Here is a 24,832-nt window from a genome sequence, read left to right as displayed (position 1 = left end):
CCTGTGGAGCGGTTCACCGCCAGACACCCGAGGCAGGAGCCCGGTGCGTAAATCGCGCACGCCGGGATCTGTGCGGGGGGTATCCGGTAACGGGTATCCCTACCGCGACATTCAATGTATTTTTTACTTAGGAGCATACATGTTCATGATTAATCTGTTTCTTTATCACTTCCAGTTACTTTAACTTTGTCTTTGATTGTATTCAAAAATGACGCAAAGCTCGGTGGTTGCTCTGTCTGACCTGAAAATGCAGAGTCACCTGAAATATTCCAATCCTTAAAGACTTCTATTGCATCCTCTTTAGTTGCTGTAGAACCGTATATCTGCAAAAAAACTTGACCAAACATCAAAGCATGTCGACGATCTTTTCGCCTGATCGATTCATGTGTGTACTTTTTTGAGTTACTAAGGCAGATATATGATAGCCATGAAAGAATGGCGATTCCAACTAATCCTCGCGTGAAGATATATATTAACTGAAGGTTAGTGAGATTTTTTAAATCTAAGTTCATGTATAATGTAAAAAAAGCAGATATTACCGCAAGGAAGCCAAAAAATACCCCAGCAATAGACCAGATAATAGACATCAATATAAAATGTTTGTCATCACTAGCAAGATCTGATTTAACATCGTTAACATAGGTGGGGATTTTTTCATCGATTCTTTGTTGCTGTACTTGGCTACGGAGTTCCTTATTTTCACTAATCAAAGAATTAACTTGTTTTACGTTTTTTTCGATTATTGCGTTTTTTCTATTAAGATCCTGAGTATAATGCTCTAACTGTAGAGTTAATATGCTGTTTCGTTCTTCTAATTGTATTATATGTTCTACATAATTATTAGGTTCAAGTGATTTTACATTTTTTCTTTTATTAGTTTCATTTTCATTTATATTGGGTTCTTCATCCATCTGTGGCCTAGTCATGTATTTTTCAATTAGTGCTAGGTTATTATGAGCTTCAGAAAACTCTCCTGCTTCTATTAAGTTTTTTATATGAGAGTAGAAGTGTTTTGCTATATTTTCAGACTGTGAATTAAGCAAGTCTAATAGGTGTTTTTTTATTTCGCTATCTTTATTGGTTGGTTCAGTCATGATGTTTCTCTTTATACATTTTTAGTAAAAACTCTTTTACATTTTGCCAAAACGATAATGTCAGTAAGTAAGCATTCAAAACTTGCGTTAGTGCCTACAACTTTAACCATACCAACGGGTATGCGAGTCAAATCTTTGATGCTTATTTTCCCTTCAATATTTACAAGCCACTTGCCATCAGTAACTTCATTAAATTTTGATTCTACAATATATATTTCCTCATCAATGAATACTGCTAAAGGTTGCAGAAAGGTTCCTTCTAACAACTTAGAGTCAAAAGTCAAAACGGTTTCTTGAGCAAGAGATCCATCAATTATTTTATGATATGGGATAGTGATAGTATTGATTCGAGGCTTTTCAAACATTGCCCCGTTACCAGTGGTTAGCCATGTTAATGAAGCACCAGTTTCCAGTGAGCATTGAATAATCCAGTCAGCAGGAAAGGTATCTCTCATGTAACGATTGGCTAATGTACTTTTTGATACACCAATATGATCAGCTAAAGCTTGTCTTGTCTTAAATCCATAAGCCAAAACGATTCGCTCTATTGCTGCTTTTCCGCCTTGGTTAATAGTAAAAAAGTTCTCATTTTGGATGTCTTGTTCTCTATTGAGATGTTGATGCTTGCTGTCACAATTGTTGTGACTTTTTTCTGCATTATTTGTAATTCTTCCCTTCTCTGTATCAGTGCCAAATGCCAACCACTCGACCGGCACTCCAGTCTCCATGCTACAGATAACGACCCAATCAGCAGGGAAAGTGTCACGGGCATACCTGTTCGCCATTGTACTTTGCGATATACCTAGGTGATTACAGAATGCTTGTCGGGAAGAAAAACCATAGGCTTTCAGTATCCGAGCTATAACCGATTGCCCTCCGCGATTCTGCATGATTAAGGATTTCTTTTTTTCGTCCACATGGCGAAATGTGATTTCGTGTGTTGACATAACCGATTTGTGATCCTATTCTCCGAAATGTGAAGTTGAAGCCACGATTAAAACTGACTCACCACAAGCCAATAGGAGATGTTGCATCATGACCCCTAACATTTCAATAACCCTGAATACGCCACATGTCACAATTGAGCGTTATAGCGAACTTACTGGTCTTTCAATCGACACAATTAACGATATGCTGGCTGACGGTCGCATCCCTCGGCATCGCCTTCGGAAAGACAAGAAAAGAGAAAAGGTGATGATCAACCTTGCTGCTCTTACCGTTGATGCACTTACTGATTGCAATGTTGTATTCAACTAGTTCCATTTTGGGATGCATCAGGGGTGTCGACCATGTTTGATTACCAAGTTTCCAAACATCCACATTTTGATGAAGCCTGTCGTGCATTCGCATTGCGCCACAACCTGGTGCAACTGGCAGAACGTGCTGGCATGAATGTGCAGATTCTGCGGAACAAGCTGAACCCAGCTCAACCTCATTTATTAACCGCACCAGAAATCTGGCTGCTTACCGATCTGACTGAGGATTCAACGCTGGTAGATGGTTTTCTGGCACAGATTCATTGTCTGCCATGTGTACCGATTAATGAGGTGGCAAAAGAGAAACTGCCACATTACGTCATGAGTGCAACCGCAGAGATCGGGCGTGTTGCAGCAGGTGCGGTATCTGGCGATGTAAAAACCAGTGCAGGTCGTCGTGATGCTATCAGCAGCATTAACTCTGTAACACGACTGATGGCGCTGGCCGCTGTTTCATTGCAGGCCCGTTTACAGGCTAATCCTGCGATGGCGAGTGCAGTTGATACCGTGACTGGCCTCGGTGCTTCATTCGGTTTGCTGTGAGGTGCTTATGCTGACGAAAGAACCATCATTTGCATCGCTGCTGGTAAAACAAAGTCCGGCAATGCACTACGGGCACGGCTGGATCATGGGTGAGGATGGTAAACGCTGGCATCCGTGCCGTTCACAAGATGAATTGCTGGCAGAACTATCTACGAAAAAACAGGGGAACAAATGGCTATTGAAGGCGCTGCGGCGACTGTTCCATTAAGCCCCGGTGAACGCCTGAACGGACTTAATCACATTGCGGAATTAAGGGCGAAAGTATTTGGCCTGAATATTGAGTCAGAGCTTGAGCGGTTTATTAAAGATATGCGTGATCCACGGGATATCAATAATGAACAAAATAAACGGGCACTGGCTGCCATATTCTTTATGGCAAAAATCCCAGCTGAACGTCATAGCATCAGCATTAATGAGCTGACCACTGACGAAAAGCGGGAGCTGATTAAAGCAATGAATCATTTTCGTGCAGTGGTGAGCTTATTTCCCAGACGGCTAACCATGCCGAATTAACCAACTAATGAAATTCATGGCGTAAACCCGCCGGGCATCCCTTTATCTAAATTCAGGAGAATTGATTATGCGTAGTATTGAAACCCTCACGACTAAAACCGGACCGGATGATGCAGGGCTTAATATTTTACTGACAGAGGCTCGTCTGGAAGAACGCCGGGCAAGGGCTGAAGCAATGGCAGCTCGCCTTGATAGCCTGGCGTGTCATATCACATCCCGCCAGCTAAACCACGTCGAAGCGGCAGAACTGCTGCGTGTGACTGCTGAAGCAATCCAGAACGAAGCGCAGGAGATCCACTGATGGCTGATGCAATGGATCTCGTACAGCAGCGCGTTGAAGAAGAATGCCAGCGTCATATCCGTACTGCCCGCGCCAAAACGCCGGGCGTATCCCGCGTGCTTTGCATTGAGTGTGAAGCACCAATTCCGCCAGCACGACGTCGCGCCATTCCGGGTGTGCAGCTTTGCATTACCTGTCAGGAAATCGCAGAGCTGAAAGGCAAACATTACAACGGAGGTGCTGTATGAGCACCATCCTGAAATGGGCGGGTAATAAAACCGCCATTATGCCAGAACTGAAAAAATACCTTCCTGCTGGCCCGCGACTGGTTGAACCTTTCGCGGGTTCTTGTGCTGTGATGATAGAGACGGATTACCCCAGCTATCTTGTTGCGGATATTAATCCTGATTTAATCAACCTCTATAAAAAGGTTGCTGCTGATTGCGAGGCGTTTATATCTCGTGCCAGAGCTTTATTTGAGGAACCAAACAGGGAGGTGGCTTATTACAACATAAGGCAGGAGTTTAATTACTCCACTGAAATTACTGATTTCATGAAAGCGGTATATTTCCTGTATCTCAATCGTCATGGTTACCGTGGGTTATGTCGCTATAACAAGAGCGGGCATTTCAACATTCCCTATGGGAATTATAAAAATCCGTATTTCCCTGAAAAAGAAATTCGCAAATTTGCAGAAAAAGCCCAGCGAGCAACGTTTATCTGCGCCAGCTTTGATGAAACGCTGGCGATGTTGAAGGCGGGGGATGTGGTGTATTGCGATCCGCCTTATTACGGTACGTTTTCCGGCTATCACACTGATGGCTTCACTAAGGATGACCAGTATCACCTGGCATCCGTTCTTGAACATCGATCATCTGAAGGTCATCCGGTCATTGTTTCTAACAGTGACACATCCCTGATTCGTTCGCTGTATCGCAATTTCACTCACCACTACATCAAGGCAAAACGCAGCATCGGCGTGTCGGCTGGCGAGAGTAAATCTGCAACAGAAATCATTGCTGTTTCCGGGGCGCGCTGCTGGGTGGGATTTGCTCCTTCGCGTGGCGTAGATAGTTCTGCTGTGTACGAGGTGCGTGTATGAGTCATGACGATATGAGCAACTCTAGCGGCTTTAACGAGGCCGCTGCATCATTTTCATGGAACGGCCCGAAAAAGGCCATTAATCCTTATCTGGACCCGGCGGAAGTTGCGCCGGAGTCTGCACTTTCAAACCTGATCACTCTGTATGCTGCCGATAACGAGCAGGAACAACTGCGCCGCGAGGCACTGAGTGAGCAGGTCTGGGAGCGTTATTTCTTTAATGAATCCCGTGATCCTGTCCAGCGCGAAATGGAGCAGGATAAGCTCATTAGCCGGGCAAAGCTGGCGCATGAGCAGCAGCGTTTTAATCCAGACATGGTCATTCTGGCTGACGTCAACGCCCAGCCTTCCCATATCAGCAAGCCGCTGATGCAACGTATTGAATACTTCAGCAGCCTGGGCAGGCCAAAGGCTTATTCCCGCTATTTGCGTGAGACGATTAAGCCATGTCTGGAACGACTGGAGCATGTACGCGACAGTCAGCTATCCACTTCTTTTCGCTTTATGGCAAGCCATGAAGGGCTGGACGGCCTGCTGATCCTGCCTGAAATGAGTCAGGATCAGGTGAAACGCCTGTCTACCCTTGTCGCTGCGCATATGAGCATGTGTCTTGATGCCGCTTGTGGTGATTTGTACGCCACCGATGATGTTAAGCCAGAAGAAATCCGCAAGACATGGGAAAAGGTGGCAGCGGAAACCCTACGTTTGGATGTCATCCCGCCTGCGTTTGAGCAACTCCGTAGGAAAAGAAACCGCCGTAAACCAGTGCCCTATGAACTCATTCCGGGCTCGCTGGCGCGTATGCTGTGCGCCGACTGGTGGTATCGGAAATTGTGGAAGATGCGTTGTGAATGGCGGGAAGAGCAGTTGCGTGCTGTCTGCCTGGTCAGCAAAAAAGCATCTCCCTATGTCAGCTATGAAGCTGTGATGCATAAACGTGAGCAGCGCCGTAAGTCGCTGGAGTTTTTCCGTTCTCATGAACTGGTGAACGAAGACGGCGACACGCTGGACATGGAAGATGTGGTAAACGCCAGCTGCAGCAACCCGGCGCATCGCCGCAATGAGATGATGGCCTGTGTTAAAGGTCTGGAGCTTATCGCGGAAATGCGCGGTGACTGCGCCGTTTTCTACACCATTACCTGTCCGTCACGTTTCCATTCCACGCTCAATAACGGCAGACCCAATCCGACCTGGAAAAACGCGACGGTAAGACAAAGCAGCGATTATCTGGTCGATATGTTTGCTGCATTTCGTAAGGCGATGCACAAAGCCGGGTTGCGCTGGTATGGCGTGCGGGTGGCTGAGCCGCATCACGACGGCACAGTTCACTGGCACCTGTTGTGTTTCATGCGCAAAAAAGACCGCCGCGCCATTACTGCATTGTTGCGGAAGTTTGCTATCCGTGAAGACCGCGAGGAGCTGGGCAATAACACGGGGCCGCGCTTTAAGTCTGAGCTGATTAACCCGCGCAAAGGAACGCCGACAAGCTACATAGCGAAATACATCAGTAAGAACATTGACGGGCGTGGTCTGGCTGGCGAGATCAGCAAGGAAACGGGTAAATCTCTTCGTGATAACGCTGAATACGTGAATGCCTGGGCGTCTTTGCATCGTGTTCAGCAATTCCGCTTCTTTGGTATTCCGGGGCGTCAGGCTTACCGTGAACTGCGATTGCTGGCTGGTCAGGCGGCAAGGCAGCAGGGTGACAAAAAAGCAGGTGTGCCGGTACTGGATAACCCGCGCCTTGATGCCATTCTGGCTGCTGCTGATGCTGGTTGTTTTGCCACCTATATCATGAAGCAGGGAGGTGTACTGGTTCCCCGTAAATATCACCTCATCAGAACTGCTTATGAAATTAACGAAGAGCCGACCGCCTATGGCGATCACGGTATTCGTATTTATGGCATCTGGTCACCCATTGCAGAGGGCAAGATCTGCACTCATGCAGTGAAGTGGAAAATGGTTCGTAAGGCCGTTGACGTTCAGGAGGCGGCAGCCGACCAGGGCGCTTGCGCCCCTTGGACTCGTGGCAATAACTGTCCCCTTGCTGAAAATTTGAACCAACAAGGGAAAGACAAATCAGCTGATGGGGATACCAGAACGGAGATCACCCGCATGGATGACAAGGAGTTGCACGATTACCTGCACAGTATGAGCAAAAAAGAGCGCCGGGAACTGGCAGCAAGGTTACGCCTGGTGAAACCGAAATGGCGTAAAGACTACAAACAGCGAATTACAGAGCATCAGCGTCAGCAGCTCGTCTATGAACTGAAGTCCAGAGGATTTGATGGCAGCGAGAAAGAGGTCGATCTGCTCCTTCGCGGTGGCAGTATTCCGTCAGGAGCAGGCCTGCGTATCTTCTATCGGAACCAGCGTTTGCAGGAAGATGATAAGTGGCGGAACCTGTATTAATTACGCGGGTTAACAATTCGTGCTCTTAATAATACCAGGCATATCAGGCTGATGAACGTAAAAAAACGTTTTACATCAGTAAGATTATTATATACTGTAAATATAAACAGTGGCTATACATACAGTGTTGCGTGTGGTGTCATAGGAGGAAAGATGCAGGACTATTTTTTGGAGTCTTTGAAGCTCCAGCGCATTGATTTTTTTCTTAAGCTTGTAGCGGCTAGTGAGTGTAGTGATGAAGAGAAGGGGCTGGCTTTGCAATGGGTTTCTGAACTGACAGATGAACTCATGGCAAAAATCAGAACCCACGAATACAACCGCTCAATGGATGTCATCAGCTGAGGTGACTTTTATGCGCATTGAAATAATGATCGATAAAGAGCAGAAGATTAGCCAGTCTACCCTGGACGCCCTTGAATCCGAGCTTTACCGCAATCTGCGCCCCCTGTATCCCAAGACGGCGATCCGCATTCGCAAAGGCAGTGCCAACGGTATCGAGTTGACCGGCTTAAAACTTGATGAGGATAAGCAGCGGGTAATGGAAATTATGCAGCAGGTCTGGGAAGACGACAGCTGGCTGCATTAGCGAACGTTGCGGACGATAAAACTGGCTTTTACCGTCCGCAAGGTTGAACAACGAGCCGTGCGAGGCGTTAGAAATTGCCTTTGTTAGTGCCTGCTTCTCATAAGAGGCACTATATATGCTAAATGCAGTGGTTTAAGGCAGAAACATCTTGCGCGATTAGGGGCAATGAACTTAAGTTAAGTAACGCAACCAACAGTTAAAACGGTTGTCTTAGTTATAAGGAACTTGCTGTTGTGGTTGCTGGTGACGAAGTGTACACTTCCGCGCCGTATAAGAAGGAGGGGTTATGTCAAGTATCGCCGCATTGAAGCTGGGTAATCCAGTTGAACGTTTGGCACGGGTTCTGAAAGAGAACCAGGACAAGCTCAATCTGAGTAAAGATGGTTTTGTGTCCGTAGATTTGTCCAACGAAGAAGCTATGAAAGCCATCCGAGATCAGATGGATAAGCTTGAAGGCATCAAAACGAGCACTGTTAAAGCAAAATATTATTACAGAACCCGATAATGGCAACATTACTTTTAGCAGTGATTTTGGTTAGTGGTTTTATATATGTAAACCTATCACTTTCAACACGTTATAGATATAAGCGTTCCAATGGCTGGGACGCTTATTTTTTTGTGGCTGCATGGGGAATTGTCTTTTTCCTCGCTGGCGGCTTCCTTACCTTCGCTCTTAACATCAGCGGTGGGTTTCGCTGGTTTTCTAATGCGCTGAATCTGACTCCAGACAGCTTTAACGGGATGTTATCCACCACAACCGATAAACCGCAGCGCATCAATGAAATTAAGCAAATCGCGTGGGTTGTGATTTCAATAGTTCTCGCGGCGCTGTTCGGTTGGCTAAACAAACGCCGTACTTCAAAGGGGGATCGCCGTTGGGATGCACTGGCAAAGGCAGTGGGAAACAATGCTTTTGAATCGCTGCTCATGGAAGCATCAGCTCGCCAGTTTCCTATCATTGCTACACTTTCATCACGCAAAATCTATGTAGGGCTGGTGACTTGCCCTGCGTTGGAAAATGGATTGTCGGAACACCTTGAAATTCTCCCCTTGCTGAGCGGATATCGTGATAAAGACGACCTAACGATAAATATCACGACAAACTATCATCAGCACTATCTTGATAGCGGTGTTATCAATGGGATGTCGCGCCTGAATATCCAGGATTTCCGTGTGCTTCTCCCTAAAGATGAAGTTGAAACCATCTCGTTTTTTGATACTGAAACGTATAACAAATTTAAAGAAAACGAAGCGCGTGACCGGAAAGACTGCCGCAAGTTGGGTGGTAAAAAGCCATCCGCACGCAGGAGAAAGACTGCTGGCGACGCAGAGCAGGGTAGTGCATGACTATGCTGCATGAATTTGCATGATCGTTTGAGGATCGTTTTAGCTCCGGCCCGCCAGTTCAGGCGGGCTTTTTCATATCTCATGCAGGTGCATGAAAACCACTACACAAAGCGGGCAGGCGTGGCGGGGATACGAGCGCGCGCTCATTACTTTTATAATTCTAGGGTTATAATACAGGGCTATCTTTCTAGGAGAAAACACATGTCCTTAGAGTTTATCAAAGAACAGTTGTCAGATTTTATCTCATCTACAGAACCAGAAGTAATGGCTATACAGGGTGAATGGGGAATTGGTAAAACCTATACTTGGAATACGTTCCTAAAAGATAATAAAGATAAGGTTGCATTTAATAGATATAGTTATGTCTCTCTTTTTGGTATAAATTCACTAGATTCTTTAAAGTATTCTATTTTTGAGAATGCAATTACAAAGGAATATATTGGAAATAAACCTGATTTGGAGACAGCAACAACAAACGCAAGTGGACTTTTTGAATCGTTTTCTCGAAAAGCCGCAGGTTTGTTAAAAGAAGCTCCTGTTGTAAAAAACTTCTCTACGACACTTGAAGCAATGTCATTTCTGACCGTTTCTAAAATGATTGTAGTAATAGATGACTTAGAAAGGCGTGGCAAAAACTTAGATGTTAAAGATGTTTTAGGGCTAGTATCTCTATTAAAGGAGCAGAAGGATTGTAAGGTGGTTCTATTGCTTAACAATGGCACAGCTAGTATGGAGGATTATTCTACTTATAAAGAAAAGGTCATTGATAGAGATATCACTTACAATCCAACACCAGAAGAATGCGCAGATATAGCCTATAAAGGTGATTTTCATGTTTATAACTTGTTAAGTAAATATTCCATTTCTTTAGGTATCAAGAATATTCGAATCTTAAAAAAGATAGAACGTTTTTTCGTGTCCTTAACACCAAATATTATAGGTGATGTTGAGACAATTTCAAATGAAGTTGCGCATTCATTAACTCTGTATTGTTGGAGCCATTACGGATTTTCTCCAGAGGGAGATGTGCCATCACTAGAATATATTAGGGGAGTGAGGAATATATATACTTATAATGACAAGGAAGAAGGCCATGAGAAAGTCTGGCTTAATACCTTGCTTAAATATGGATATAGAAAAACGAATGATCTTGATGAGGTTCTTATTGATATGGTTAGATATGGCTATCTTGATAAGAGCAGTTTCCAAAGACAAATAAGCCTAAGGAATGAGGAGATTACGCGTGATAATAAACGAGGTTCCTTATCTGAGGCATGGCAGTTCTTTCATAATTCATTTGATGACAATCAAAATCAGGTTGTTGACAAGCTATATCAAGCGGTGGTTGATGGGATGAAGTATGTGACTCCAAGTGATTTAGATAATGTTGTCGGACTATATAGGGATTTCGGAGAGAATGCTAAGGCGAGTGAATTGATTGAACAGTTTATTAATTATGGTAACGATGCTCTAAAGGAATATGTTCAATCTATTTATGTGAATGTTCATCCCGTAAGAGATGCTGAGTTGTTGTCAAAAATTCAAACCTATTCTAATATTATAAATATTGATGGTTCAATATATGATGTTCTTAAGAAATTATCAGGTCAGAATGGTTGGTCTGATAGGCATGAGGAAATATTGGATGCTGCTTCAGTAGATGACTACTATCAATTATTTAAAAATGTCATTCTTGATGGTGGTGATTCAATAATAGCTACGGCGCTTAAATTCGGAAATTATAGTAATGGTTCTGATAGAATGAATCGTATAGGGAAAAAGGCAAGGGATGCCTTGATAAGAATTGGAGATGAATCGGCGATTAATAAAATACGTGTAAGGCGATTTTTGTGATTTTTATAGGGGTGATTAACCCCTTTTTATCTAATTTAATGAGTAATCATTAAATGCTATGATTTTTTCATTTAGCCAAGTATTAATTTCTATAAGCCTTTTTTGTAACGGAATTAATTCATTTCGGACAAAGACTTTACTAGCCTTTTCCACATCCCCAAACCCCCCAACATTATTCGGCATTATCCCCATCATTTGCGGCGGCACGCGGTGTGCCGCCATCATGTCGTCCCGGCTCACGTTCTTAATATTCAAAAACTCATCCTTCGCTGCGACCTCTGACAACGGGATAATCTGAAGCCCGTCCTTTTTGCCGTTAGGCGAGTACATAAACAGGTTGCGGAAGTTGCCCGGACCTTTGGCGCTTTTCATCGCATTGCGGAGGTTGTTCACATCTTCCTGGTTCTGCGCGGCATCGGTCATGTACATGATGAAGCCTGCATGACTGCCGTTAATGTAATACTTCCGGCGGAACAGCGTGGCGGACTCGTTGAGCAGGGCTGACGGAATGGCAGAAAGATAACCTGGCAGGCCGTAGATCTCCTGGTTGATGTCCGGTTCCATCAGATGAAAAATGCTGCCTTTCGTGAACTGATACTGCTGGGTTGTCATACCATATTGCACAAACCAGTAGGTATCCAGGTCTAATCCGCGTCGGGTGTATTTTGCCAGCGCAGGTTCAAGGGCGATAACTTCACCGAAGCGGTTCGTGCGTTTCTCCAGGTAGGCGTTACCAAATACCAGATAGTCCTGCACAAAACGTGAAAAAGCCTGCTGGCTGAGCAGCGGGTGAGGGATATAGGTGCTGGTCAGAATATTGCACTTTACTGCAATCGGTGAGCTGTGATGCACGGCGGCGCGGAAGGTTCGCGCCAGTCCGTCAAAACTCACTGGCGGCTCATACCAGCGATCTGTCTGTACGCATTCCACATAGTCCAGTAGTTCGCGGCGATCCAGTACTGGAATGGGATCGCCGAAGCTGAATGCTTCGGCTGAAGTCTGGCTTTTATGCTGGGTCTGGTTCTGCGAGGCAGCTCGGTTATTCTTACTCTTTCCCATCAAAAAATCTCCACAATATTACTGGTATTGGCGGACTCGCCCTGCAGTGGTTCGTTAAACAGTGCGTGCATTGTTGCCCACGCCAGATCGGCGTGGCTGGTTTCTTCGCTGCGGCTGGCTTCATACGTCGGGCGGTTGCCACTGGCGGTGGTGGCGCGACGGATTGCCATGAATGACTGCGCAATGTCGGTGTGCCCGGCGTCAAACTCCAGACGGCGGTGGCTGATAATGTCGTAGGCCTTGAGTACCAGAGCGTTTTTAACGTTGGGGTTGTAGACAAACTCCCGGACGGCAGGAAAAAACGCTTTCACGTTCTCGTAAACCCCGTGACCGACGCCGGTTGAGTCGATACCGATGTATGTCACGTTGTACTGTTCAGTCAGTTTTTTGATGGCGTCAGCCTGGGCGCGGAAGTCCATCCCGCGCCACTGGTGACGCTCAAGAATGCGAAACTTACCGCCCGGCACGGCTGGCGGTGCCACCACCACGCACCCGGCGCTGTCGCCGTTTTGCGTACCTTTTGCCGGGTCATAACCGATCCACACTTCGCGCCAGCCAAACGGGCGCAGGGCCAGTGCATGAAAGTCGGTCCAGACTTCCCAGCTGTCCACCATGCACGCCTGCAGCTCGCTGAGCGGAAACACGGACGCGAGATCGTCCACAAACTCGCACATCAGCAGGTTCTGGTATTCGTCCGGGCTGTACTCCATGCGCAACTGGTCGAGATCGAACAGGTTACATCCGCCGCGCACAGCATCTTCCACGGTGACTATCTGGCGGTATTGCCCGTCTGCGCACAGCAGGCCGGGGGCCAGATTGCTGTGGGACAGGTCGATGTCCACCTTATCGGCTTTGTTGCGCCCACGGTTGAACAGCGCACCGGACCAGAACGGATAAGCACTGTGTGTCAGGCTGGATGGTGTGGAAAAATAGGTTTGTCGCCATTTTTTGTGAATAGCCATACCGGAAGCCACTTTGCGCAGCTCCTGGAATTTCGGTATCCAGAAATATTCATCCAGATACAGGTTGCCGTGGTAACTCTGGGCCGTGCGGGCATTGGTGCCGAGGAAGTAAAGCGTAGCCCCGTTGGGAAGCACCATCGGATCGCCTTTCAGCTCCACTTCCACTTCTTTGGCGAAGTCGATGATGTACTGTTTAAAGACGTGGGCCTGTGCCTTACTGGCGGAAAGGAAAATCTGGTTACGTCCGGTAAGCAGGGCGTCAATCAGGGCTTCACGGGCAAAGTAAAAGGTCGCGCCGATCTGGCGTGACTTCAGCAGGTTGCGGATGCGGTTGGTTTTTCCGGCTTCCCACCAGTGGCGCTGGTAGTTGAACATGGAGGAATGGAAGATTTCTTCCAGCTTCGTAATCTGTTCATCGGTGAAAACGTTCTTTTCCGGCTGACGACGCGGGCCTTTGTTGCGGTTGGCGACGTTAGGGTTTAAGTCGGCTTCGTTGCCGCCATTGTTAAACTTGCCGATCCGCGCGTGGCGCTCCGACTGGCGCGCCAGCAGGTCAATCTCTTTGAAATCTTTCCCTTCTTTGTGCTCCTTCATGATGAGCTGGCAGTAGCGTGCGGCGGTGGTGAGCTGCATCTGATCCAGCGGCCCATAGTCACCCCACTTGTCGCGTTTCTTCCAGCTGTGAACGGTTGCAACTTTCTCGCCCAGCATTTCAGCAATGCGGGCTACGCGATATCCCTGAAAGTACAGCAGCATGGCCTGCCGACGGGGATCGAGATCTGCGGATGTCAGTGTGGTGTTCATGGCACAAACCTACAGCCTTGAATGAAGGCTTTCCCCGCCTGCGGTTTGTGTGGTTGTCGGTACAAATACCGCGCATTGTTTCACTGCCCTCATCACCGCAACCATAAGGCTCCAGTAAGTTTTTTCTAACGGAGCACGGCTCATGACAGTGAAAGCAAAGCGTTTTCGCATCGGGGTGGAAGGTGCCACCACCGACGGACGCGAAATCCAGCGTGAATGGCTGGAACAGATGGCAGCCAGCTACAACCCGGCAGTGTATACCGCGCTGATTAACCTTGAGCACATCAAGTCTTATCTGCCGGACAGCACCTTTAACCGCTACGGCAAGGTAACGGCGCTGTTTGCTGAAGAAATCACGGAAGGTCCGCTGGCAGGCAAGATGGCGCTGTATGCCGACGTTGAGCCAACGGAGTCCCTGGTGGAGCTGGTGAAAAAAGGCCAGAAATTATTCACTTCTATGGAAGTCAGCCCGAAGTTCGCTGATACGGGCAAAGCCTACCTGGTTGGCCTGGCTGCCACTGATGATCCAGCCAGTCTGGGTACGGAAATGCTGACATTCAGCGCCAGTGCAGCCCATAACCCGCTGGCAAACCGCAAGCAGAATCCCGCCAATCTCTTTACCGCCGCAGAGGAAACGGTGATCGAACTGGAAGAAATCCAGGAGGACAAGCCGTCCCTGTTTGCCCGCGTCACGGCGCTGTTCACCAAAAAAGAGCAGTCCGACGATGCCCGGTTCTCTGATGTGCATAAGGCCGTGGAGCTGGTCGCCACTGAGCAGCAAAACCTGAGCGCACGCACCGAAAAATCCCTGTCTGAGCAGGAAGAACGCCTGTCTGAGCTGGAGACAGCCCTGCAGGCACAACAGGCCGCCTTTAACGAACTGGTGGACAAGCTGAGCCATGAGGACTGCCGCCAGGACTACCGCCAGCGTGCAACAGGCGGTAACGCCCCCGCTGACACTCTGACCAATTGCTGATGGAGCATAAAACCCGATGAAGAAGAATACCCGCTTTGCTTTTAACGCTTACCTGCAGCAGCTGGCGCGTCTGAACGGTGTGGCAGTTGAAGAACTGTCCAGCAAGTTCACCGTGGAGCCGTCTGTACAGCAGACGCTGGAAGACCAGATCCAGCAGTCCGCCGCTTTCCTGACGCTGATTAACGTCACGCCAGTGACTGAGCAGTCCGGTCAGCTGCTGGGGCTGGGTGTTGGCAGCACCATTGCCGGAACCACTGACACCACCGCGAAAGAGCGTGAACCTGTCGATCCGACGCTGATGGTCGATGTGGAATACAAATGCGAACAGACCAACTTTGACACGGTGCTGACCTACGCGAAGCTGGACCTGTGGGCGAAGTTTCAGGATTTCCAGGTGCGTATCCGTAACGCCATCGTGAAACGTCAGGCACTGGACCGCATCATGATCGGCTTTAACGGCGTGAAGCGTGCGAAAACCTCCAACCGTAGCGAAAACCCGCTGCTGCAGGATGTGAACAAAGGCTGGCTGCAGAAAATCCGTGAGGATGCACCGGATCACGTCATGGGCAGCACCACCACGGGCGGTGAAACCACACCGGGTGCGGTGAAAGTCGGTAAAGGTGGCGAATATGCCAACCTGGACGCCGTGGTGATGGATGCCGTTAATGAGCTTATCGACGTGGTCTACCAGGACGATGACGATCTGGTGGTGATTTGCGGTCGTGAACTGCTGTCTGACAAGTATTTCCCGCTGGTCAACAAAGAGCAGGAAAACAGTGAAAAACTGGCAGCCGATATGATTATCAGTCAGAAACGCATGGGCGGTCTGCAGGCCGTGCGTGCGCCGTTCTTCCCGCCGAATGCGCTGCTGATCACCCGTCTGGATAACCTGTCCATCTACTGGCAGGAAGACACCCGCCGCCGTTCAGTTATCGACAACCCGAAACGTGACCGGATTGAAAACTTTGAATCTGTTAACGAAGCCTATGTGGTTGAGGACTACCGCTGCGCCGCACTGGTGGAAAACATCCAGATTGGCGATTTCAGCGCCGCCGCAGCAGAAGCCGGAGCGTAACCTATGAGCCTGAGTCCCGCACGGCAGCATCGCCTGCGCGTTCAGGCTGAACAGGCCGCCCGTGAAGGCGGCAGTGTTCGCCACGCGTCGGGCTATGACCTGATGCTGCTGCAACTGGCGGAAGACCGCCGCCGTCTCAAGGGCGTTCAGTCCACGGTGAAAAAAGCGGAAATAAAGGTGGAGCTGCTGCCGAAATATGCCGCCTGGGCGGAGGGCGTCCTGGCTGCCGGAGGCGCTCAACAGGATGACGTGCTGATGTACGTGATGCTGTGGCGCATTGATGCCGGAGATTATGCCGGGGCGCTGGAGATCGGGCGTCATGCCCTGCGTCATGGCTGGGTGATGCCGCTGGGTAACCGCAACGTGCAGACCGTGCTGGCAGAGGAAATGGCAGATGCAGCCCAGAGCGCAATGCTTGCCGCCACCGGCTTTGATGCCGATCTGTTGCTGCAGACGCTTGAGCTGACAGACGGTCTGGATATGCCGGACCAGTCACGGGCGCGTCTGCATAAAGCGATTGGCGCTGCCCTGAGTGAAAGCAATCCGGCTTCCGCCCTTAATCATCTCAACCATGCGTTACAGCTCGATCCCCGCTGTGGCGTGAAAAAAGACAAACAGCAGCTGGAGCGCAGACTGCGCAATGACAGCCGCTGACAGAACGTGCCCCCGCGCACGGGCGGCACGGGGTGGCGAAAGGCACCGCCACATCAAAACCCCGTCCACCGCCCTCTATTTCAGGAGAAAGCAGCATGAAGTTTGTTGCGCCAGAACAGGCACCGGAACAGGCGGAAATCATCAGAAATACGCCGTTCTGGCCTGATGTGGACCTGTCGGAGTTTCGCAGCGTGATGCGCACTGACGGCACGGTGACGCAGCCGCGTTTAAAGCAGGTTGCGCTGTCGGCAATTTCGGAGGTCAACGCAGAGCTGTATGAGTTTCGCAGACGCCAGCAGATGCTGGGGTATGCCTCGCTGGCAGAGGTTCCGGCAGAACAGCTGGACGGGAAAAGTGAGCGCATTCAGCACTATTTCAACGCGGTTTACTGCTGGGCACGCGCCATGCTCAACGAACGATACCAGGACTATGACGCCACGGCATCCGGTGTGAAGCGAGGCGAAGAACTGGCTGAAGCCAGCGGTGATTTGTGGCGTGACGCCCGCTGGGCCGTCAGCCGGGTGCAGGATGCGCCGCACTGCACAGTGGAGCTTATCTGATGAAAATACGTGCGCATCAGTATGACACGGTGGACGCGCTTTGCTGGCGTCATTACGGGCGTACACAGGGTGTCACGGAGCAGGTACTGAAGGCAAATCCGGGGCTTGCCGAACACGGCCCCTTTTTACCTCACGGGCTGCAGGTGGAGCTGCCGGACATTCCGACCACCACCACCGTGCAGACCGTCCAGCTATGGGACTGAATTATGACGCTTGAGCGAATCAGCGCCTTTATCACGTATTGCATCGCCGTCGTGCTGGCCTGGCTGGGCGATTTGTCCATCAAGGATGCCTCAACGCTGGGGGGCCTGATGATTGGTGTGCTGATGCTGGCTATCAACTGGTACTACAAACACAAAGCCTACCAGCTTCTGCGCGACGGGCAGATCTCGCGGGAGGATTATGAATCCATCAATCGTTAAACGCTGCCTTGTCGGGACCGTGCTGGCTATTGCTGCCACGCTGCCGGGTTTTCAGCAGCTTCACACCTCCGTGGAGGGACTGAAACTGATTGCCGATTACGAAGGCTGTCGTCTGCAGCCGTATCAGTGCAGCGCGGGTGTCTGGACCGACGGCATTGGTAATACGTCGGGCGTCATTCCCGGCAAAACCATTACGGAACGACAGGCAGCAGAAGGGCTGATCTCCAACGTGCTACGTGTGGAGCGGGTGCTGGAAAGGTGTGTGAAGCAACAGCCGCCGCAGAAGGTGTATGACGCGGTGGTGTCGTTTGCCTTCAACGTGGGAACGGGCAATGCCTGCAGTTCCACGCTGGTGAAATTGCTCAACCAGCGGCGCTGGGCGGATGCGTGCCGACAGTTACCGCGCTGGGTGTATGTAAAAGGTGTGTTTAATCAGGGGCTGGATAACCGCCGTGCGCGGGAGATGGCCTGGTGTTTACAGGGAGCAAACTGAAATGAAAAAGAAATTAATCAGCGGACTGTTTCTGATGTTATGGATGGCGCTGTTAATCGCAGCAATGGTGTATCCGCAGGGGATTTTTCCGGTACTGGCAGCGTCCGGCGTTTGGGTAGCCTGTTTGCTGACATGGGCGGTAATTCCGGTAGCATTGGCTGCGTTAATAAAGAATGGCCCGCTCTGGCAGGAGTTAAGGGCATCTTTGCTGAAGACAATTACCCGAAAAGAAAACGTATTTATCAGTTGGGTGATGCGATTGCTGATTGTCGTAAGTCTCGCCTGGGCGGGGTGGGCTATTACCCTGGTCTTTTATCTGCTGACCGTTATTGCCTTCTGGATCACCCGTAATCAGATGGCGCAACAGGTAGCAGCATGAACCGGTTGCTGCTGGTTGTGCTGGCGTTATTACTGGCGGCGCTGGGCTGGCAGACGTGGCGGCTGGCTGATGCCAGCCAGACCATTAGCACGCAGGCAGGCGAGCTGCAGAGCAAAAGCCAGGCACTGGCAAAGAGCAACAGCCAGCTTATTAGCCTGTCCATTCTGACTGAAACCAATAACCGGGAGCAGGCGCGGCTCTATGCCGAAGCAGAACAGACCAGCGCGCTGCTGAGACAACGACAACACCGGATCGAGGAACTGAAACGTGAGAACGAGGATTTACGCCGCTGGGCTGATACTCCTTTGCCTGCTGACATTATCCGGCTGCGGGAACGTCCGGCACTCACCGGAGGTACGGCTTACCGTCAGTGGTTGTCCGCGAGTGACGCCGTGTCGGCTGGATCAGGCAACGCCGCGCACTAATGGTGATCTGAACGCGTTGCTGGATGAAACGGAGGCTGCCTGGGCGGTCTGTGCAGACAAAGTGGACATGATTATTGCGTGTCAGGAGCGAAACAGTGAACAAACCACAATCCCTGCGCCAGGCCCTCAATAAAGCGGTGCCTTATGTCCGCAATAACCCGGACAAACTGCATCTGTTTGTGGATAACGGTTCGCTGGTTGCCACGGGGGCCAGCTCCATGTCGTGGGAGTACCGTTACACCCTGAACGCGGTGATTGAGGATTTCAGCGGCGACCAGAATCTGCTGATGGCCCCGGTTTTGCTGTGGCTGAGGGATAACCAGCCCGATGCCATCAATAACCCGGCGTTACGGGAAAAATTATTCACCTTTGAGGTGGATATTCTGCGCAACGATGTCTGTGATATCAGCCTGAACCTGCAACTGACGGAGCGTGTGCTGGTCAGCACTGACGGCAGTGTGTCGAGCGTTGAAGCTGTAGCGGAACCTGATGAACCTGAAGAAATGTGGACGGTGAAACGTGGCTGAACTGCAGAAAGTGGACGACTGGCTGAGTGCCTTGCTGGCGAATCTGGAGCCAGCCGCCAGAAGCCGCATGATGCGCCAGCTGGCGCAGGAACTGCGCCGGACACAGCAGCAGAACATCAGGATGCAGCGCAACCCTGACGGCAGCAGCTATGAACCGCGACGGGTAACAGCACGCAGTAAAAAAGGCCGCATCAAACGACAGATGTTTACAAAACTTCGCACCACAAAATACCTGAAAACTGCCGCCAGCGCCGACTCTGCCAGCGTGCAGTTTGAAGGTAAGGTGCAGCGCATTGCCCGTGTTCACCATTACGGCTTGCGCGATCGCGTCAGCCGTAAGGGGCCACAGATACGTTATGCTAAACGTAGGTTACTTGGAATTTATGATACTGATTTTGATATTATAGAAGAGATAATCATAAATTTTTTGATTCGTTAGATTCATTAATTTTCTTAAAGTATGAGTCTATTTTTTCAATTAATAAATTGATGCTTTTTATAAATTCTTTTGTTTCTTTCTCTGTTGGTTCATGTGATGTATGAGCTATTTTGTCACGTAATTCTTTCCTGTTTTTATTTGCATGCTGCCACTCAAGTGGCGCAATTTCGGGTACAGAGATGTTAAAGAGTTGTTTGAATATTTTTTTACATCTATCATCGAACTTCCAGTTTTTATTTAATGTTTCTTTTGTCTGGCATTCATTGATACCATTGCGATGAAAGGCATTAATAATTTTTCTGAGAATATAGCTTTCAAGGCCTGCTGATGCTTCAATTACGGCTGATCTAAATGCACCTTTATGAACAAGATTGTCTGCTCTAATCAATAATAGTTCAGGATGTTCATTGAATTTATTTGACATTAAACGTTTTTTGAAATTATCAATGAGACTTTCATCGTGTTTATACCAGCTTTCTCTCATTAATGGGGTGATTACTCCAACTAAAGGAATTGCACTTATCTTAATACCATCGCAATAATGCTCTTGTAAAACTCCGTTGGTAAATCCTGAGCCAACTTGATAAAGAGATATCTCGTCTGCAAATTGATCTTTAAAGGCAACTCTATACTGTTTTATAAAGTGGTTTATTATTCCGATGCATTCCTCTGATCTTTTAGGTGGAAATATCTCTCTAGCAGTTTTTATTTTTCTCTCTAACTCTATTTTTTTATCTATATCTTGCTGGCTCATTTTGGATAGGAACATCTCAGCATCTTCCACAGATGGGAAGTTATCTTCTTTCCTTATTTGGTTTCTTATAGAGTTGATTAGTTCTTCATGTGATATTTCTAAAAGGTCAAAACATTCCCAATAGTTGGCGAGAGAAATAATAGTCCGGCATTTCATTATCCCTCTTTCATTTGTGTGATGTGGTAGTAGTTGTTCTCTGGTACCGATTAATAGGGTTTGAGGGAATAAGCTTGCATCTTTAAATAGTGCATAGTAATCGTTGTGAACTGTTAAGCGTAAATGGTTATTTTCATATAGAAAATCATAATCACCATCTGGAATATTGAGGACATAAGGCAACTCGACCAAGTAACGTGCAGCAAAGATCATTTCAGTCATCTCCATATGAGAATTCAATTGTGCCAAAAATCATACACTGCCACAACGATGAAAAAAAATCTTGCTTTGCAACTATAGAAGGATGAATGCACAACTAACCGAAATCATGCGCCTTATCACCAACCTGATCCGCACTGGTGTAGTCACCGAAGTGGACAGGGAAAACTGGCTTTGCCGGGTGAAAACAGGCGACTTAGAAACCAACTGGATCAACTGGCTGACCCTGCGTGCCGGGAATGCCCGGACATGGTGGCGACCATCGGAAGGTGAGCAGGTGGTGCTGCTGAGTCTGGGCGGCAATCTGGAGACCGCCTTTGCGCTGCCCGCTGTCTATTCGAATCAGTTTGCACCACCGTCGACGTCGGCGGACGCCTGCGTGACAGAGCATCCTGACGGTGGCTGGTTTGAATACGAACCCGCCACCGGGCGCTGGTATGTCAGGGGCATCAAATCAATGGTCATTGAGGCCGCTGACAACATCACCATGAAAACCAGTGAGTTTGTACTGGAGGCTGACCGCACGCGCATTAACAGCGAAGTGGTGATCAATGGTGGCGTTACCCAGGGCGGCGGAGCGATGAGTTCTAACGGGATTGTGGTTGATGCGCATCAGCATACTGGCGTCCTGAAAGGCGGCGACACAACCGGAGGTCCGGTATGACGCTTTATAGCGGGATGAACAATACCAGCGGCAAAGCCATTACTGATATTGACCATCTGCGCCAGTCGGTGCGGGACATTCTGCTGACACCGCAGGGTAGCCGTATTGCCCGTCGGGAATATGGTTCTCTGCTGTCGGCACTGATAGACCAGCCACAAAATCCGGCATTACGCCTGCAGGTCATGTCGGCAGTGTATGTGGCGCTGAGTCGCTGGGAGCCACGGCTGACGCTGGATTCCATCACCATTAACAGCATTTTTGACGGTTCAATGGTGGTGGAGCTGACCGGGCGGCGTAATAACGGTGTGCCTGTTTCCCTTTCCGTATCAACAGGAGCAGAGAATGGCAGTGATTGACCTTTCGCAGTTGCCTGCGCCGCAGATTGTGGATGTGCCGGACTTTGAGACGCTGCTTGCCGAACGCAAGGCTGAATTTGTGGCGCTTCATCCGAAAGATGAACAGGAGGCTGTGATGCGTACCCTGGAACTGGAATCTGAACCCGTCACCAAGTTGTTGCAGGAGAACGCTTATCGTGAGTTGCTTCTGCGCCAGCGCATTAACGAAGCCGCGCAGGCGGTGATGGTGGCTTATGCCATAGGGAGCGATCTGGACCAGCTCGCTGCCAATTACAACGTGAAACGCCTGACGGTGACGCCTGCTGATAATGATGCTGTGCCGCCCGTTGCAGCTGTGATGGAAAGCGATGAAGCGTTACGCCTGCGTGTGCCTGCAGCCTTTGAAGGGCTTTCTGTTGCGGGGCCAACTGCAGCTTATGAATTTCATGCCCGAAGCGCCGACGGTCGGGTGGCGGATGCCAGTGCAACCAGCCCGGCACCTGCAGAGGTGGTGCTGACTGTCCTTAGCCGCGAAGGCGATGGAACTGCAGAAAAAGACCTGCTGGACGTGGTTGAAAAAGCTCTGAACAGTGAGAACGTCCGCCCGGTGGCTGACCGTCTTACGGTTCGCAGCGCAGAAATCATCCCGTATCGCGTGGAAGCCACCATTTTTCTCTATCCGGGACCGGAAGCAGAGCCGGTAATGGCAGCGGCAAAAGCCAGTCTGCAGAAGTACATTGCCAGCCAGACGAGGCTTGGTCGGGATATTCGCCGTAGCGCCATCTTTGCTGCTCTGCATGTTGAAGGTGTTCAACGTGTGGAACTGGCTTCTCCGCTGGCGGATGTGGTCCTGAACAAAACACAGGCGGCATCATGTACGCAGTGGAGCGTAACCAACGGAGGAACGGATGAATAGTCTGCTGCCACCGGGTTCAACTTCACTGGAGCGCCGACTGGCGCAAACCTGTAGCGGGATTTCTGATCTGCAGGTGCCGCTGCGTGACTTGTGGAATCCGGCTACCTGTCCGGTCAGCTTCCTGCCTTATCTCGCCTGGGCGTTCTCTGTGGATCGCTGGGACGAGGGCTGGACAGAAAGCGTCAAACGCCAGGTAGTGAAGGATGCTTTTTATATTCATCAGCATAAAGGAACTACCAGTGCCGTGCGGCGGGTGGTGGAACCGTTCGGATTCCTGATCCGCATTATTGAGTGGTGGCAGACCGGAGAAACACCGGGCACGTTTCGCCTGGATATCGGCGTGCAGGACCAGGGCATCACTGAAGATACCTATCTGGAACTTGAGCGGCTGATAAGCGATGCCAAACCATGTAGCCGTCACATGATCGGCATGTCCATCAATCTGCAGACCAGCGGTCCGTATTGGGTGGGGGCCGCCAGCTATCTTGGCGAAGAAATCACGATCTATCCGTATATCAACGAAACAATTATTTCTGGCGGCACCGCGCATGAAGGCGGGGCGGTCCATGTTATTGACACAATGAGAGTGAATCCATGAGCACAAAATTTTATACCCTGCTGACGGATATTGGCGCGGCGAAACTTGCCAGCGTCGCCGCGCTCGGTGTGCCTTTAAAAATTACCCATATGGCGGTCGGCGATGGCGGCGGAACATTACCAACGCCGGACGCAAAGCAGACAGCACTGGTAAATGAGAAACGCCGGGCTGCGCTGAATATGCTCTATATCGACCCGCAGAACAGCAGCCAGATTATTGCTGAGCAGGTGATCCCTGAAAACGAGGGCGGTTGGTGGATACGTGAAGTGGGCCTGTTTGATGAGTCCGGGGCATTGATTGCCGTGGGCAACTGCCCGGAAAGCTATAAGCCGCAACTGGCTGAAGGCAGCGGGCGTACCCAGACCGTGCGTATGGTGTTGATTACCAGCAGCACGGACAATATCACCCTGAAAATCGATCCTGCCGTAGTGCTGGCAACCCGCAAGTATGTGGATGATAAGGTACTGGAGCTGAAGGTGTACGCGGATGATCAGATGGCAAAACATCTTGCCGCACCGGACCCGCATTCACAGTATGCACAGAAAGAAAGTCCTACGTTTACCGGGACACCCAAAGCGCCAACGCCAGCGGCGGGGAATAACACCACGCAGGTTGCGACCACCGCGTTTGTTCAGGAGGCACTGACGGCTCTTATTAATGGTGCGCCAGCCACGCTGGACACGCTGAAAGAAATAGCCGTAGCCATTAACAATGATCCGAAATTCAGTACCACCATTAACAATGCGCTGGCACTGAAAGCGCCGCTGTCGAGTCCGGCACTCACCGGAACGCCAACAGCCCCCACGGCGGCGCAGTCGGTCAACAATACACAGATTGCCACTACGGCTTTTGTGAAATCGGCGATTGCGGCAATGGTGGGTTCTGCACCTGCGGAACTGGATACACTGAACGAACTGGCGGCGGCGCTGGGGAATGACCCGAACTTTGCCACGACAATGCTTAATGCGCTGGCAGGTAAACAACCGTTGGACAATACGCTGACTAATTTGAGTGGAAAGGATGTGACTGGTCTTCTCGCATACCTTGGTTTAGGGGAATTGTCTGCTGCTGGGGTTAGCGGTGGCGCTGCATCTGCTTCAGGATACATCACCATTCCGATGATTATCAGTGGAGCACGGCGGGTCTTATACATTCAATGGGGAGGATTTACTGGAGCTACAGGTAGCTCCGGCTCTGACGGGGTATATGAAACCTCAAATATCACCGTCACCTGGCCAGTTGCTTTCCCCAATGCGGTTTTCCAGGTGATAACAGGCGGTTCATCTGATGTTAGTGGTGTCGGGCAGCAAGAGATGGCATGGAGTCTGGGCAAGACAAAAACTTATGGGATTTTTGGTTTTCAATGCCGTACCCCAAACGCATCGATGAATGGCTCATATCTTGCAATTGGCTATTAAATGAGGGCATT

At 49.5% G+C, this 24,832-nt stretch carries 35 protein-coding genes; 30 read left to right on the top strand and 5 right to left on the bottom strand.

Going from position 1 to position 24,832, the window contains the following annotated elements; all coding sequences use genetic code 11:
- Nucleotides 1-149 precede the first annotated feature (149 nt).
- On the bottom strand, nt 150-1,094 hold the full coding sequence (locus AC6CWS_RS07320) for a hypothetical protein (RefSeq protein ID WP_004150866.1): 945 nt from the start codon (nt 1,092-1,094) through the stop codon (nt 150-152).
- A gap of 11 nt (nt 1,095-1,105) precedes the next feature.
- Nucleotides 1,106-1,984: a phage repressor protein CI gene (locus AC6CWS_RS07315; RefSeq protein WP_004152885.1), complete on the bottom strand. Its 879-nt coding sequence runs from the start codon at nt 1,982-1,984 to the stop codon at nt 1,106-1,108.
- A gap of 145 nt (nt 1,985-2,129) precedes the next feature.
- Here AC6CWS_RS07315 and AC6CWS_RS07310 point away from each other — a divergent pair, with 145 nt between their 5' ends.
- The 13 genes from AC6CWS_RS07310 to AC6CWS_RS07250 all read left to right on the top strand — a co-directional run bounded on the left by AC6CWS_RS07310 (nt 2,130) and on the right by AC6CWS_RS07250 (nt 10,986).
- Nucleotides 2,130-2,351, top strand: a complete 222-nt coding sequence (locus AC6CWS_RS07310) for a MerR family transcriptional regulator (protein WP_000188448.1) — start codon at nt 2,130-2,132, stop codon at nt 2,349-2,351.
- Nucleotides 2,352-2,383: 32 nt separating this feature from the next.
- Nucleotides 2,384-2,893: a phage regulatory CII family protein gene (locus AC6CWS_RS07305; protein WP_000460893.1), complete on the top strand. Its 510-nt coding sequence runs from the start codon at nt 2,384-2,386 to the stop codon at nt 2,891-2,893.
- A 7-nt stretch (nt 2,894-2,900) separates the two neighbouring features.
- A complete protein-coding gene (locus AC6CWS_RS07300; protein WP_000956179.1) occupies nt 2,901-3,101 on the top strand; it encodes a phage filamentation protein Fil family protein in 201 nt (66 codons plus the stop codon).
- Nucleotides 3,065-3,406: a DUF5347 domain-containing protein gene (locus tag AC6CWS_RS07295; RefSeq protein ID WP_000963473.1), complete on the top strand. Its 342-nt coding sequence runs from the start codon at nt 3,065-3,067 to the stop codon at nt 3,404-3,406. Before AC6CWS_RS07300 ends, AC6CWS_RS07295 begins: the two co-directional genes overlap by 37 nt.
- Nucleotides 3,407-3,473: 67 nt before the next feature.
- Complete coding sequence (locus AC6CWS_RS07290; protein ID WP_069345547.1) at nt 3,474-3,707, top strand: DUF2732 family protein; 234 nt, start codon at nt 3,474-3,476, stop codon at nt 3,705-3,707.
- Nucleotides 3,707-3,934 (top strand): TraR/DksA family transcriptional regulator, encoded by a 228-nt coding sequence (locus AC6CWS_RS07285; RefSeq protein ID WP_102062548.1) that lies wholly within the window; start codon nt 3,707-3,709, stop codon nt 3,932-3,934. Before AC6CWS_RS07290 ends, AC6CWS_RS07285 begins: the two co-directional genes overlap by 1 nt.
- On the top strand, nt 3,931-4,788 hold the full coding sequence (locus AC6CWS_RS07280; protein WP_102062547.1) for a DNA adenine methylase: 858 nt from the start codon (nt 3,931-3,933) through the stop codon (nt 4,786-4,788). Before AC6CWS_RS07285 ends, AC6CWS_RS07280 begins: the two co-directional genes overlap by 4 nt.
- Nucleotides 4,785-7,199 carry a replication endonuclease gene (locus tag AC6CWS_RS07275; RefSeq protein ID WP_196521021.1) on the top strand — a complete coding sequence of 805 codons (2,415 nt, stop codon included), beginning with the start codon at nt 4,785-4,787 and terminating at the stop codon, nt 7,197-7,199. Before AC6CWS_RS07280 ends, AC6CWS_RS07275 begins: the two co-directional genes overlap by 4 nt.
- A gap of 153 nt (nt 7,200-7,352) precedes the next feature.
- Nucleotides 7,353-7,541, top strand: coding sequence for a hypothetical protein (locus AC6CWS_RS07270; protein ID WP_001154434.1), 189 nt, complete (start codon nt 7,353-7,355; stop codon nt 7,539-7,541).
- A 10-nt stretch (nt 7,542-7,551) separates the two neighbouring features.
- Entirely contained in the window at nt 7,552-7,785 is a 234-nt protein-coding gene (locus tag AC6CWS_RS07265; protein ID WP_016529212.1) for a DinI family protein, read from the top strand.
- Nucleotides 7,786-8,071: 286 nt separating this feature from the next.
- The gene (locus tag AC6CWS_RS07260; protein ID WP_016529211.1) at nt 8,072-8,290 is read left to right on the top strand and encodes a hypothetical protein; all 219 of its coding nucleotides are present in this window, start codon (nt 8,072-8,074) and stop codon (nt 8,288-8,290) included.
- A complete protein-coding gene (locus AC6CWS_RS07255) occupies nt 8,290-9,132 on the top strand; it encodes a DUF2207 domain-containing protein (RefSeq protein ID WP_016529210.1) in 843 nt (280 codons plus the stop codon). The genes AC6CWS_RS07260 and AC6CWS_RS07255 overlap by 1 nt, the downstream gene beginning before the upstream one ends.
- 201 nt (nt 9,133-9,333) lie before the next feature.
- Nucleotides 9,334-10,986: a P-loop NTPase fold protein gene (locus AC6CWS_RS07250; RefSeq protein WP_260212503.1), complete on the top strand. Its 1,653-nt coding sequence runs from the start codon at nt 9,334-9,336 to the stop codon at nt 10,984-10,986.
- Nucleotides 10,987-11,016: 30 nt separating this feature from the next.
- Here the strand turns inward: AC6CWS_RS07250 and AC6CWS_RS07245 are convergent, their stop codons facing one another.
- Together AC6CWS_RS07245 and AC6CWS_RS07240 are read right to left on the bottom strand one after the other, a co-directional pair.
- Nucleotides 11,017-12,045 carry a phage portal protein gene (locus AC6CWS_RS07245; RefSeq protein WP_102062371.1) on the bottom strand — a complete coding sequence of 343 codons (1,029 nt, stop codon included), beginning with the start codon at nt 12,043-12,045 and terminating at the stop codon, nt 11,017-11,019.
- On the bottom strand, nt 12,045-13,811 hold the full coding sequence (locus tag AC6CWS_RS07240) for a terminase ATPase subunit family protein (RefSeq protein WP_102062372.1): 1,767 nt from the start codon (nt 13,809-13,811) through the stop codon (nt 12,045-12,047). The genes AC6CWS_RS07245 and AC6CWS_RS07240 overlap by 1 nt, the downstream gene beginning before the upstream one ends.
- A 142-nt stretch (nt 13,812-13,953) precedes the next feature.
- Here AC6CWS_RS07240 and AC6CWS_RS07235 point away from each other — a divergent pair, with 142 nt between their 5' ends.
- The 12 genes from AC6CWS_RS07235 to AC6CWS_RS07180 all read left to right on the top strand — a co-directional run bounded on the left by AC6CWS_RS07235 (nt 13,954) and on the right by AC6CWS_RS07180 (nt 19,761).
- Complete coding sequence (locus AC6CWS_RS07235; RefSeq protein ID WP_002895967.1) at nt 13,954-14,787, top strand: GPO family capsid scaffolding protein; 834 nt, start codon at nt 13,954-13,956, stop codon at nt 14,785-14,787.
- 16 nt (nt 14,788-14,803) lie between these two features.
- Nucleotides 14,804-15,862 carry a phage major capsid protein, P2 family gene (locus AC6CWS_RS07230; RefSeq protein WP_000742525.1) on the top strand — a complete coding sequence of 353 codons (1,059 nt, stop codon included), beginning with the start codon at nt 14,804-14,806 and terminating at the stop codon, nt 15,860-15,862.
- Between the two features lie 3 nt (nt 15,863-15,865).
- Complete coding sequence (locus AC6CWS_RS07225) at nt 15,866-16,516, top strand: phage terminase small subunit (RefSeq protein ID WP_102062373.1); 651 nt, start codon at nt 15,866-15,868, stop codon at nt 16,514-16,516.
- Between the two features lie 95 nt (nt 16,517-16,611).
- Nucleotides 16,612-17,076 carry a head completion/stabilization protein gene (locus tag AC6CWS_RS07220; protein ID WP_002896151.1) on the top strand — a complete coding sequence of 155 codons (465 nt, stop codon included), beginning with the start codon at nt 16,612-16,614 and terminating at the stop codon, nt 17,074-17,076.
- Nucleotides 17,076-17,279 (top strand): tail protein X, encoded by a 204-nt coding sequence (locus AC6CWS_RS07215; RefSeq protein ID WP_047681888.1) that lies wholly within the window; start codon nt 17,076-17,078, stop codon nt 17,277-17,279. Before AC6CWS_RS07220 ends, AC6CWS_RS07215 begins: the two co-directional genes overlap by 1 nt.
- A 3-nt stretch (nt 17,280-17,282) precedes the next feature.
- Nucleotides 17,283-17,498 carry an HP1 family phage holin gene (locus AC6CWS_RS07210; RefSeq protein WP_000171568.1) on the top strand — a complete coding sequence of 72 codons (216 nt, stop codon included), beginning with the start codon at nt 17,283-17,285 and terminating at the stop codon, nt 17,496-17,498.
- A complete protein-coding gene (locus AC6CWS_RS07205; RefSeq protein ID WP_032357597.1) occupies nt 17,479-17,991 on the top strand; it encodes a lysozyme in 513 nt (170 codons plus the stop codon). Before AC6CWS_RS07210 ends, AC6CWS_RS07205 begins: the two co-directional genes overlap by 20 nt.
- A gap of 1 nt (nt 17,992) precedes the next feature.
- Nucleotides 17,993-18,370, top strand: coding sequence for a DNZ54_00345 family protein (locus AC6CWS_RS07200; protein WP_040173125.1), 378 nt, complete (start codon nt 17,993-17,995; stop codon nt 18,368-18,370).
- Nucleotides 18,367-18,795, top strand: coding sequence for an Rz-like lysis system protein LysB (gene lysB, locus AC6CWS_RS07195; protein WP_048292418.1), 429 nt, complete (start codon nt 18,367-18,369; stop codon nt 18,793-18,795). Before AC6CWS_RS07200 ends, lysB begins: the two co-directional genes overlap by 4 nt.
- Nucleotides 18,680-18,928, top strand: a complete 249-nt coding sequence (gene lysC, locus AC6CWS_RS07190) for an Rz1-like lysis system protein LysC (RefSeq protein WP_225560005.1) — start codon at nt 18,680-18,682, stop codon at nt 18,926-18,928. Before lysB ends, lysC begins: the two co-directional genes overlap by 116 nt.
- Nucleotides 18,891-19,322 carry a phage tail protein gene (locus AC6CWS_RS07185; RefSeq protein ID WP_065519357.1) on the top strand — a complete coding sequence of 144 codons (432 nt, stop codon included), beginning with the start codon at nt 18,891-18,893 and terminating at the stop codon, nt 19,320-19,322. The genes lysC and AC6CWS_RS07185 overlap by 38 nt, the downstream gene beginning before the upstream one ends.
- The gene (locus AC6CWS_RS07180; RefSeq protein ID WP_000829128.1) at nt 19,315-19,761 is read left to right on the top strand and encodes a phage virion morphogenesis protein; all 447 of its coding nucleotides are present in this window, start codon (nt 19,315-19,317) and stop codon (nt 19,759-19,761) included. The genes AC6CWS_RS07185 and AC6CWS_RS07180 overlap by 8 nt, the downstream gene beginning before the upstream one ends.
- Here the strand turns inward: AC6CWS_RS07180 and AC6CWS_RS07175 are convergent.
- On the bottom strand, nt 19,739-20,893 hold the full coding sequence (locus AC6CWS_RS07175; RefSeq protein ID WP_227655262.1) for a hypothetical protein: 1,155 nt from the start codon (nt 20,891-20,893) through the stop codon (nt 19,739-19,741). The two genes, AC6CWS_RS07180 and AC6CWS_RS07175, sit on opposite strands and share 23 nt — an antisense overlap.
- 82 nt (nt 20,894-20,975) lie before the next feature.
- Here AC6CWS_RS07175 and AC6CWS_RS07170 point away from each other — a divergent pair, with 82 nt between their 5' ends.
- Genes AC6CWS_RS07170 through AC6CWS_RS07150 form a run of 5 tightly spaced genes read left to right on the top strand, consistent with a single transcriptional unit; the run spans nt 20,976 to nt 24,821 of the window.
- Nucleotides 20,976-21,554 carry a phage baseplate assembly protein V gene (locus AC6CWS_RS07170; protein WP_024008958.1) on the top strand — a complete coding sequence of 193 codons (579 nt, stop codon included), beginning with the start codon at nt 20,976-20,978 and terminating at the stop codon, nt 21,552-21,554.
- Complete coding sequence (locus AC6CWS_RS07165) at nt 21,551-21,910, top strand: GPW/gp25 family protein (protein ID WP_046042963.1); 360 nt, start codon at nt 21,551-21,553, stop codon at nt 21,908-21,910. Before AC6CWS_RS07170 ends, AC6CWS_RS07165 begins: the two co-directional genes overlap by 4 nt.
- On the top strand, nt 21,897-22,805 hold the full coding sequence (locus tag AC6CWS_RS07160) for a baseplate assembly protein (protein WP_046042965.1): 909 nt from the start codon (nt 21,897-21,899) through the stop codon (nt 22,803-22,805). The genes AC6CWS_RS07165 and AC6CWS_RS07160 overlap by 14 nt, the downstream gene beginning before the upstream one ends.
- Entirely contained in the window at nt 22,798-23,403 is a 606-nt protein-coding gene (locus tag AC6CWS_RS07155) for a phage tail protein I (RefSeq protein WP_046042967.1), read from the top strand. Before AC6CWS_RS07160 ends, AC6CWS_RS07155 begins: the two co-directional genes overlap by 8 nt.
- Nucleotides 23,400-24,821 (top strand): phage tail protein, encoded by a 1,422-nt coding sequence (locus AC6CWS_RS07150; RefSeq protein ID WP_050515778.1) that lies wholly within the window; start codon nt 23,400-23,402, stop codon nt 24,819-24,821. Before AC6CWS_RS07155 ends, AC6CWS_RS07150 begins: the two co-directional genes overlap by 4 nt.
- Nucleotides 24,822-24,832 lie beyond the last annotated feature (11 nt).

It is taken from the genome of Klebsiella sp. M041, from assembly GCF_059759695.1.
This window is presented reverse-complemented; position numbering and strand designations above follow the sequence as displayed.

Coding starts and splice junctions, on each gene's coding strand:
- AC6CWS_RS07275 (WP_196521021.1), top strand. CDS start 4,785: ATGAGTCATGACGATATGAGCAACTCTAGCGGCTTTAACGAGGCCGCT.
- AC6CWS_RS07295 (WP_000963473.1), top strand. CDS start 3,065: ATGGCTATTGAAGGCGCTGCGGCGACTGTTCCATTAAGCCCCGGTGAA.
- AC6CWS_RS07220 (WP_002896151.1), top strand. CDS start 16,612: ATGAAGTTTGTTGCGCCAGAACAGGCACCGGAACAGGCGGAAATCATC.
- AC6CWS_RS07165 (WP_046042963.1), top strand. CDS start 21,551: ATGACGCTTTATAGCGGGATGAACAATACCAGCGGCAAAGCCATTACT.
- AC6CWS_RS07290 (WP_069345547.1), top strand. CDS start 3,474: ATGCGTAGTATTGAAACCCTCACGACTAAAACCGGACCGGATGATGCA.
- AC6CWS_RS07310 (WP_000188448.1), top strand. CDS start 2,130: ATGACCCCTAACATTTCAATAACCCTGAATACGCCACATGTCACAATT.
- AC6CWS_RS07250 (WP_260212503.1), top strand. CDS start 9,334: ATGTCCTTAGAGTTTATCAAAGAACAGTTGTCAGATTTTATCTCATCT.
- AC6CWS_RS07160 (WP_046042965.1), top strand. CDS start 21,897: ATGGCAGTGATTGACCTTTCGCAGTTGCCTGCGCCGCAGATTGTGGAT.
- AC6CWS_RS07175 (WP_227655262.1), bottom strand. CDS start 20,893: ATGACTGAAATGATCTTTGCTGCACGTTACTTGGTCGAGTTGCCTTAT.
- AC6CWS_RS07265 (WP_016529212.1), top strand. CDS start 7,552: ATGCGCATTGAAATAATGATCGATAAAGAGCAGAAGATTAGCCAGTCT.
- AC6CWS_RS07200 (WP_040173125.1), top strand. CDS start 17,993: ATGAAAAAGAAATTAATCAGCGGACTGTTTCTGATGTTATGGATGGCG.
- AC6CWS_RS07235 (WP_002895967.1), top strand. CDS start 13,954: ATGACAGTGAAAGCAAAGCGTTTTCGCATCGGGGTGGAAGGTGCCACC.
- AC6CWS_RS07230 (WP_000742525.1), top strand. CDS start 14,804: ATGAAGAAGAATACCCGCTTTGCTTTTAACGCTTACCTGCAGCAGCTG.
- AC6CWS_RS07280 (WP_102062547.1), top strand. CDS start 3,931: ATGAGCACCATCCTGAAATGGGCGGGTAATAAAACCGCCATTATGCCA.
- AC6CWS_RS07240 (WP_102062372.1), bottom strand. CDS start 13,811: ATGAACACCACACTGACATCCGCAGATCTCGATCCCCGTCGGCAGGCC.
- AC6CWS_RS07155 (WP_046042967.1), top strand. CDS start 22,798: ATGAATAGTCTGCTGCCACCGGGTTCAACTTCACTGGAGCGCCGACTG.
- AC6CWS_RS07270 (WP_001154434.1), top strand. CDS start 7,353: ATGCAGGACTATTTTTTGGAGTCTTTGAAGCTCCAGCGCATTGATTTT.
- AC6CWS_RS07225 (WP_102062373.1), top strand. CDS start 15,866: ATGAGCCTGAGTCCCGCACGGCAGCATCGCCTGCGCGTTCAGGCTGAA.
- AC6CWS_RS07320 (WP_004150866.1), bottom strand. CDS start 1,094: ATGACTGAACCAACCAATAAAGATAGCGAAATAAAAAAACACCTATTA.
- AC6CWS_RS07255 (WP_016529210.1), top strand. CDS start 8,290: ATGGCAACATTACTTTTAGCAGTGATTTTGGTTAGTGGTTTTATATAT.
- AC6CWS_RS07215 (WP_047681888.1), top strand. CDS start 17,076: ATGAAAATACGTGCGCATCAGTATGACACGGTGGACGCGCTTTGCTGG.
- AC6CWS_RS07300 (WP_000956179.1), top strand. CDS start 2,901: ATGCTGACGAAAGAACCATCATTTGCATCGCTGCTGGTAAAACAAAGT.
- AC6CWS_RS07210 (WP_000171568.1), top strand. CDS start 17,283: ATGACGCTTGAGCGAATCAGCGCCTTTATCACGTATTGCATCGCCGTC.
- AC6CWS_RS07315 (WP_004152885.1), bottom strand. CDS start 1,984: ATGCAGAATCGCGGAGGGCAATCGGTTATAGCTCGGATACTGAAAGCC.
- AC6CWS_RS07305 (WP_000460893.1), top strand. CDS start 2,384: ATGTTTGATTACCAAGTTTCCAAACATCCACATTTTGATGAAGCCTGT.
- AC6CWS_RS07150 (WP_050515778.1), top strand. CDS start 23,400: ATGAGCACAAAATTTTATACCCTGCTGACGGATATTGGCGCGGCGAAA.
- AC6CWS_RS07170 (WP_024008958.1), top strand. CDS start 20,976: ATGAATGCACAACTAACCGAAATCATGCGCCTTATCACCAACCTGATC.
- AC6CWS_RS07245 (WP_102062371.1), bottom strand. CDS start 12,045: ATGGGAAAGAGTAAGAATAACCGAGCTGCCTCGCAGAACCAGACCCAG.
- AC6CWS_RS07260 (WP_016529211.1), top strand. CDS start 8,072: ATGTCAAGTATCGCCGCATTGAAGCTGGGTAATCCAGTTGAACGTTTG.
- AC6CWS_RS07285 (WP_102062548.1), top strand. CDS start 3,707: ATGGCTGATGCAATGGATCTCGTACAGCAGCGCGTTGAAGAAGAATGC.
- lysB (WP_048292418.1), top strand. CDS start 18,367: ATGAACCGGTTGCTGCTGGTTGTGCTGGCGTTATTACTGGCGGCGCTG.
- AC6CWS_RS07205 (WP_032357597.1), top strand. CDS start 17,479: ATGAATCCATCAATCGTTAAACGCTGCCTTGTCGGGACCGTGCTGGCT.